Annotated in this window: 8 protein-coding genes; 4 read left to right on the forward strand and 4 right to left on the reverse strand. The window is 67.9% G+C overall.

Annotated elements, in window-relative coordinates:
• Nucleotides 1–8 precede the first annotated feature (8 nt).
• Nucleotides 9–680 (reverse strand): PAQR family membrane homeostasis protein TrhA, encoded by a 672-nt coding sequence (trhA, locus tag RAN53_RS16130; RefSeq protein WP_305797822.1) that lies wholly within the window; start codon nt 678–680, stop codon nt 9–11.
• 54 nt (nt 681–734) lie between these two features.
• Entirely contained in the window at nt 735–1,370 is a 636-nt protein-coding gene (gene ribA, locus RAN53_RS16135) for a GTP cyclohydrolase II (RefSeq protein WP_305797823.1), read from the reverse strand.
• Nucleotides 1,371–1,506: 136 nt separating this feature from the next.
• On the opposite strand from ribA, the gene hemE reads away from it, so the two are divergent.
• Entirely contained in the window at nt 1,507–2,583 is a 1,077-nt protein-coding gene (hemE, locus tag RAN53_RS16140; RefSeq protein WP_305797824.1) for a uroporphyrinogen decarboxylase, read from the forward strand.
• The gene (locus tag RAN53_RS16145; protein ID WP_305797825.1) at nt 2,576–2,953 is read left to right on the forward strand and encodes a VanZ family protein; all 378 of its coding nucleotides are present in this window, start codon (nt 2,576–2,578) and stop codon (nt 2,951–2,953) included. The genes hemE and RAN53_RS16145 overlap by 8 nt, the downstream gene beginning before the upstream one ends.
• Here RAN53_RS16145 and RAN53_RS16150 read toward each other — a convergent pair.
• Entirely contained in the window at nt 2,948–3,433 is a 486-nt protein-coding gene (locus RAN53_RS16150) for a hypothetical protein (protein ID WP_305797826.1), read from the reverse strand. The genes RAN53_RS16145 and RAN53_RS16150 overlap by 6 nt on opposite strands.
• Nucleotides 3,434–3,640: 207 nt before the next feature.
• On the opposite strand from RAN53_RS16150, the gene RAN53_RS16155 reads away from it, so the two are divergent.
• Nucleotides 3,641–4,069, forward strand: coding sequence for a host attachment protein (locus RAN53_RS16155; RefSeq protein WP_305797827.1), 429 nt, complete (start codon nt 3,641–3,643; stop codon nt 4,067–4,069).
• A 77-nt stretch (nt 4,070–4,146) separates the two neighbouring features.
• Here the strand turns inward: RAN53_RS16155 and RAN53_RS16160 are convergent, their stop codons facing one another.
• Nucleotides 4,147–5,073 (reverse strand): LysR family transcriptional regulator, encoded by a 927-nt coding sequence (locus RAN53_RS16160; RefSeq protein ID WP_305797828.1) that lies wholly within the window; start codon nt 5,071–5,073, stop codon nt 4,147–4,149.
• A gap of 160 nt (nt 5,074–5,233) precedes the next feature.
• Here RAN53_RS16160 and RAN53_RS16165 point away from each other — a divergent pair, with 160 nt between their 5' ends.
• Nucleotides 5,234–6,010, forward strand: coding sequence for a ferredoxin--NADP reductase (locus tag RAN53_RS16165; RefSeq protein WP_305797829.1), 777 nt, complete (start codon nt 5,234–5,236; stop codon nt 6,008–6,010).
• The last annotated feature ends 209 nt before the right edge of the window (nt 6,011–6,219 follow it).

A 6,219-nucleotide genomic window follows, 5' to 3' on the forward strand; every position in this document is an offset into this window, starting at 1 on the left:
CCCCGCGCTCAGGCCGCGAAGGGCAGCACCGCGGTGTAGACGGCGAAGTAGTGGAAGATGCTGCCGCCGAGCACGAACAGGTGCCAGATGACGTGGTTGAAGGGAATCGCGCGCACGGCATAGAAGAGCACGCCGAGGGTATAGGTCAGGCCGCCGGCCACCAGCAGGGTGAGCCCGGCGGATGACAGCCGCGCGACCATCTCGCTACCCGCGAACAGGATCAGCCAGCCCATCAGCAGGTAGATGCCGACGCGCAGCGCCGCGAAGCGGTGTGGCCAGGCCAGCTTGCAGGCGATGCCCCCCAGCGCCAGGCCCCAGACGGTGACGAATAGCGTCCAGCCGGTGGGGCCGCGCAGGTTGACCAGCAGGAAGGGCGTGTAGGTGCCGGCGATCAGGAGATAGATCGCGCAGTGATCCAGCAGCTGGAACAGCCGCTTGAGGCGCGAGTCGCGCACGCCGTGGTAGAGCGTCGAGGCGGTGTAGAGCAGTACCAGGCTGGTGCCGTAGAGGCCGAGGCCGGCCAGCTTCCAGGGGTCAAGCTGGGGGGCCAGGCTGGCCATCACCAGCAGCACCGTGACCCCGGCCAGGCTCAGCAGCGCGCCGACCCCGTGACTGATGCTGTGCAGCCACTCCTCGGCGACGCTGAAGGGGGCATCGCTGGCGCGGGATGGGGGGGTCATCGGGCCTCCTCCCTGTGCAGGAGTCGCCCCGATCGCGGGGAGAGGCTCCCGTTCTCAGGGCTTGCGTTCGATATCCACGTCGTCGGCCTGGGTGAAATCGCCCAGCACCATCATGTGACCGAGCTTGCCGGCCTTGGTAGAAAGATAGTGCTCATTGTGAGGATTGAGACCGGTGGTGAGCGGCATGCGTTCCACGACGTTGACGCCGGCCTGGGTCAGGGCGTCGACCTTGCGCGGATTGTTGGTCATCAGCCGCAGCGCGGCGATGCCCAGATGCTCGAGCATCGGCACGCAGAGATCGTAGCGGCGCAGGTCCGCGGCGAAGCCCAGCCGCTCGTTGGCCTCCACGGTATCGGCGCCCTGGTCCTGGAGGTGGTAGGCGCGGATCTTGTTGAGCAGCCCGATGCCGCGACCCTCCTGGCGCAGGTAGAGCAGCACACCGCGGCCCTCCTCGGCGATGCGCTTGAGTGCCTCCTGCAGCTGGTAGCCGCAGTCGCAGCGCATCGAAAAGAGCGCATCGCCGGTCAGGCACTCCGAGTGCACCCGACCCAGCACCGGCTCGCCATCGGCCACGTCACCCAGGGTCAGGGCGATATGGTCCTTGCCGGTGGCCTCGTCCTCGAAGCCGTGCATGGTAAAGGTGGCCCAGGGGGTGGGCAGACGGGAGGCGGCGATAAAGCGAATCGTCACGGGTTACCTCGGTATCAGGCCGCGGGCGGCGCCGCAGGAGTGGGCGGTATTCTATCAGGAAGGCCGGCGAGGCTCACGACCGGGGCGCAAGCATCGGGTACAATGCCGGGCACATTTCCCGTGGATGACCGCCTGCATGGAACTCAAGAACGATCGCTTTCTGCGCGCCCTGGCGCGTCAGCCGGTGGACCGTACCCCGGTATGGATGATGCGCCAGGCCGGCCGCTACCTGCCGGAATATCGTGCCACCCGCGCCGTGGCCGGCAACTTCATGGACCTGTGCCGCAACCAGGACCTGGCCTGCGAGGTTACCCTGCAGCCCCTGGAGCGCTATCCGCTGGATGCGGCGATCCTGTTCTCGGATATCCTCACCATTCCCGATGCCATGGGCCTGGGGCTCTACTTCGAGACCGGCGAGGGGCCCAAGTTCCGCAAGCCGGTGCGCACGGCCGAGGCGGTGGCGGCGCTGAGCGCCCCCGATGCCGAGCGTGATCTCGACTACGTGATGCGGGCGGTCTCCACCATCCGCCGGGAACTCAACGGGCGCGTGCCGCTGATCGGCTTCTCGGGCAGCCCCTGGACGCTGGCCACCTACATGGTCGAGGGCAGCTCCAGCAAGGACTTCCGGCATATCAAGACCATGCTCTACGACACGCCCAGCGTGATGCATGACCTGCTCGATACCCTGGCCACGGCGGTCACCGACTACCTCAACGCCCAGATCCGCGCCGGCGCCCAGGCGGTGCAGATCTTCGATACCTGGGGCGGGGCGCTCTCCACGCCGGCCTATCTGGAGTTCTCGCTGCGCTACATGGAGCAGATCGTCGCCGGCCTGATCCGCGAGCACGAAGGCCGCCGTGTGCCGGTGATCCTGTTCACCAAGAACGGTGGGCAGTGGCTCGAGGACATCGCCCTGGCCGGCTCCGACGCCGTGGGCCTGGATTGGAGCACCGAGCTCTCCAACGCCCGTGCCCGGGTTGGCCACAAGGTGGCCCTGCAGGGCAACCTCGACCCCAACGTGCTGTTCGCCCGCCCGCCGGCGATCCGCGCCGAAGTGGCGCGCATCCTGGAGAGCTATGGTGCGGGGCCCGGCCACGTCTTCAACCTGGGTCACGGCATCAGCCAGTTCACCGACCCGGAACGCGTCACCGCCTTCATGGAGGCGCTGCACGACCTGAGCCCGGCCTATCACCGCAATATCGCCCATGGCTGAATGGCTGGGGCTCGCTTGGCTGCAACGCCTGCACGACCGGCGCCGCCTGTGGGCGGCGCTGGCCGTGGCGGCGGCCCTGGTCATCGCCCTGGGCAGCCTGACACCGGGCGCTGAGATGCCCAGCCGGCTGCCCTGGGACAAGCTCAGCCACTTCGTCGGCTATGCCGGCCTCGCCGGCCTGATCGGCCTGGCCGGCGTCCGCCTGCCGCTGGCCTTCCTGCTGGCGGCAGGCTACGGCGGCATGGTCGAGTTCGCCCAGATGCCGGTGCCGGGGCGCAGCGGCGGCGACTGGGCCGATATCCTGGCCAATGGCCTCGGCGCCGGCTCCGCCGTGCTGCTGCTGGCCGGCCTGCGCCGCATCCTGCTATAGGCGTGGCTCTCCGGCCGCCGGTTCGGCATGGGAGACGCCGGTGAGGTCCAGGGAGGGCTCGCGGCCGCTCCGGGAGCGCAGTGGCTCGGCGGGTCGGGTCACCCGCGCGCTGCCTACCGCCTCACCCTCGGTGGACAGGGGGCGAGCCTCGCTGGTCCAGGCGGCCTGGGGGTCATGCACCGCCGGGCGGCGCTCCCAGGAGCGGGTGATCACCGGCCCGGCGCCCAATTGACCGGCCAGATGGTGGGGCAGCAGCCACAGCTCGGCCATCAGGCGCAGCAGCATGGCCGCCAGCAGCCACAGGCCGCCGCCCAGCGCCAGGTCGGGCCAGGCAGCCTGCCAGGTGGAGGCCGCCAGCCACGGCGTGCGCGGGGCGAGCCATAACGCCGCGCCAGCCGCGAGGCCGAGCTGCAGCAGCAGGTGGCAGGTGAGCAGGGTGCCGCGTGACAGCGGGCGGCGGGGAAACAGTAATTGACGCATCGGGGTCCTCCCGGGGGCACATCGTGGTGATGAGACGCGCCGACATCCCTGCCGGCCAGCTGGGATGCTACCCCAGATCAAGCTTCTCTGCAGTTGTCGCCGATCGCCGTCGGTAGCGGGTTGACCCGCGTCAAGGCGCTTGCCATGGTTGATTCAGAAGCGGTCGGCGGTCGCCGGTCGCTGTCCCACCGGTATCGAGGAGTGGCTATGACAACCTATATCGTGGTGGCGGATGCGGCGCGGGCGAGGATCTTCACCCGTGACGCGCTCAAGCTGGTCGAACAGGATAGCCTGCTGCATTCGGCGAGTCGGCTGCACGAGGGGGACCTGGTGACGGATCGCGGCTCCGACGTGCATGAGTCGACCTCGAACAGTGCACGCTCCTCCGGTGGCGAGAGCACGGCACGCACCCATGAGGAGCAGGTGTTCGCCAAGGAGGTGGCCGATCGCCTCTATCGGGCGCGCATCGACAACAGCATGGGGAAGCTGATCCTGGTGGCGCCGGCCCGTTTCCTCGGCCAGCTGCGCGACAAGCTCGATGGCCCCACCGCGAAGCTGGTGATCCACTCGCTGACCAAGGACCTCACCAAGGCGAGCCTCGACGGCATCCAGGAAGCGGTCAGCGATATGCGCTGACCCCGCACGACCCTTTTCAAGCTTCTCTCGGGCCCGGCAATGCCGGGCCCGGTGCCGTTGGGAGGGGCGGCATCGCCTCAGGGCACCGGCGGCAGGTCGATCTGGTCGCTGCGGGTCACGCCCTCGGTCATCTGCCGGCACAGCTTGAGGAACTCGCGCATGCCGGTGGCCAGGTACTTGTGGCGGTGCCAGATGAAGGTGAACTGGCGGCTCAGGTCCAGTTCCGGGGTGGCGATGGGCACCAGGCTGCCGCGGCGGAAGGCGTCGCGCAGGGCGAGCCGGGAGACGCAGCCGATCCCCAGTCCCGACTCCACCGCGCGCTTGATGCCCTCGGTGTGCTCCAGCTCCAGCAGCACGTTGAAACGCCCGCGGCGGTGACGCGCCGCCTGCTCCAGGGTCAGGCGTGTGCCGGAGCCCTCCTCGCGCATGATCCACGCCTCGCGCAGCAGCCGTTTGAGCTCCACCTCGCCGGCCCCGGCGAGGGGGTGGCGCGGCGAGCAGAACACCACTAGCTCGTCCTCCACCCAGGGCTGGGTGACCACGTCCTCCTCCTCGCACTGCCCCTCGATCAGCCCCAGGTCGAGGCGATGATGGCGCACGCTCTCCACGATGGCACGGGTATTGCGCACCGCCAGGCGTACCCGGCTGCCGGGGTAGCGCTGCATGAAGTCGCTGATCAGCAGGGTGGCCAGGTAGTTGCCGATGGTCAGGGTGGCGCCTACGTCGAGCACGCCGATGCCCTGCTGGCCGTGGAGCAGCTCCTCCACTTCCTCGGCACGGTCGAGCAGTGCCACCGCCTTGGGCAGCAGCTGGAAGCCCAGGGCGTTGAGGCGCAGCCGCTTGCCGTGGCGGTCCAGCAACTGGCAGTCGAACTGCTTCTCCAGCTCGGCCAGTGCGCTGCTGGCGGCGGACTGGGAGAGCGCCAGGGCGCGCGCCGCCCGCGACACGCTCTCGTGCTGGGCCACCGCCACGAAGACTTCCAGCTGGCGCAGGGTGAAGCGCATGGGGGGCTCTCCGATGATCTATATCAAGGCCATGGATAAAGGTTATCCATACAATCCATTTAACAGATAACGCCTCCTGGCTTAGAATTCAATGTAAATCTTGATACCGCTTTTATTCTTTTTAGGCATATAAACCCTTCAACCGCATAGAGGAGCCGGCATGAGCAAGTTCGCCCTGGAAGAGGTGCTCAGCGTCCACCACTGGAATGACACCCTGTTCAGCTTCCGTACCACCCGCGAGCGTAGCCTGCGCTTCAAGAACGGTCAGTTCGTGATGATCGGCCTGGAGGTGAACGGCAAGCCGCTGATGCGCGCCTACTCCATCGCCAGCCCCAACTACGAGGACCATCTGGAGTTCTTCAGCATCAAGGTGCCCGATGGCCCCCTCACCTCGCGCCTCCAGCACCTCCAGGTGGGCGACCAGATCATGGTCAGCCGCAAGCCCACCGGCACCCTGGTCACCGACGACCTGCTGCCGGGGCGCAACCTCTACCTGCTCTCCACCGGCACCGGCCTGGCCCCGTTCATGAGCCTGATCCAGGACCCCGAAGTCTACGAGCGCTTCGAGAAGGTGGTGCTGATCCACGGCGTGCGCAACGTCAGCGAGCTGGCCTATGCCGACTTCATCCAGCAGGAACTGCCGGCCCACGAGTACCTGGGCGAGGAGATCAGCGAGAAGCTGGTCTACTACCCCACGGTGACCCGCGAGGAGTTCCACACCATGGGTCGCCTGACCGATCATATCCGCAACGGCAAGCTCGCCGAGGATACCGGCCTGCCGGCGCTGGATCCCAAGCAGGATCGCGCCATGATCTGCGGCAGCCCGGCGATGCTGGAGAGCACCAGCGAACTGCTCGACGAGCTGGGCTTCAAGATCTCGCCGCGCATGGGCGAGCCCGGCGACTACGTGATCGAGCGGGCGTTCGTCGAGAAGTAAGCGCCGAGCTGCAAGCGCCGAGCCGCCAAGCTGTTCTGTGGTGGGCGGCAGCTGGCGAGGCAGAAACGCGAACCCCCACCGGGCTGACCGCCGGGTGGGGGTTCTTGCGACTGGCCACCTGGACCTAAGCTTCGCTTGGCCGCTTGGCCGCTTGGCCGCTTGGCCGCTTGGCCGCTTGGCCGCTTGGCCGCTTGGCCGCTTGGCCGCTT

The organism is Halomonas sp. SSL-5 (genome assembly GCF_030708455.1).
Lineage (GTDB): Bacteria > Pseudomonadota > Gammaproteobacteria > Pseudomonadales > Halomonadaceae > Halomonas.

Excerpts from the sequence above, each read along its gene's own strand:
- trhA (WP_305797822.1), bottom strand. The coding sequence starts at position 680 with ATGACCCCCCCATCCCGCGCCAGCGATGCCCCCTTCAGCGTCGCCGAG.
- hemE (WP_305797824.1), top strand. The coding sequence starts at position 1,507 with ATGGAACTCAAGAACGATCGCTTTCTGCGCGCCCTGGCGCGTCAGCCG.
- RAN53_RS16145 (WP_305797825.1), top strand. The coding sequence starts at position 2,576 with ATGGCTGAATGGCTGGGGCTCGCTTGGCTGCAACGCCTGCACGACCGG.
- RAN53_RS16150 (WP_305797826.1), bottom strand. The coding sequence starts at position 3,433 with ATGCGTCAATTACTGTTTCCCCGCCGCCCGCTGTCACGCGGCACCCTG.
- RAN53_RS16155 (WP_305797827.1), top strand. The coding sequence starts at position 3,641 with ATGACAACCTATATCGTGGTGGCGGATGCGGCGCGGGCGAGGATCTTC.
- RAN53_RS16160 (WP_305797828.1), bottom strand. The coding sequence starts at position 5,073 with ATGCGCTTCACCCTGCGCCAGCTGGAAGTCTTCGTGGCGGTGGCCCAG.
- RAN53_RS16165 (WP_305797829.1), top strand. The coding sequence starts at position 5,234 with ATGAGCAAGTTCGCCCTGGAAGAGGTGCTCAGCGTCCACCACTGGAAT.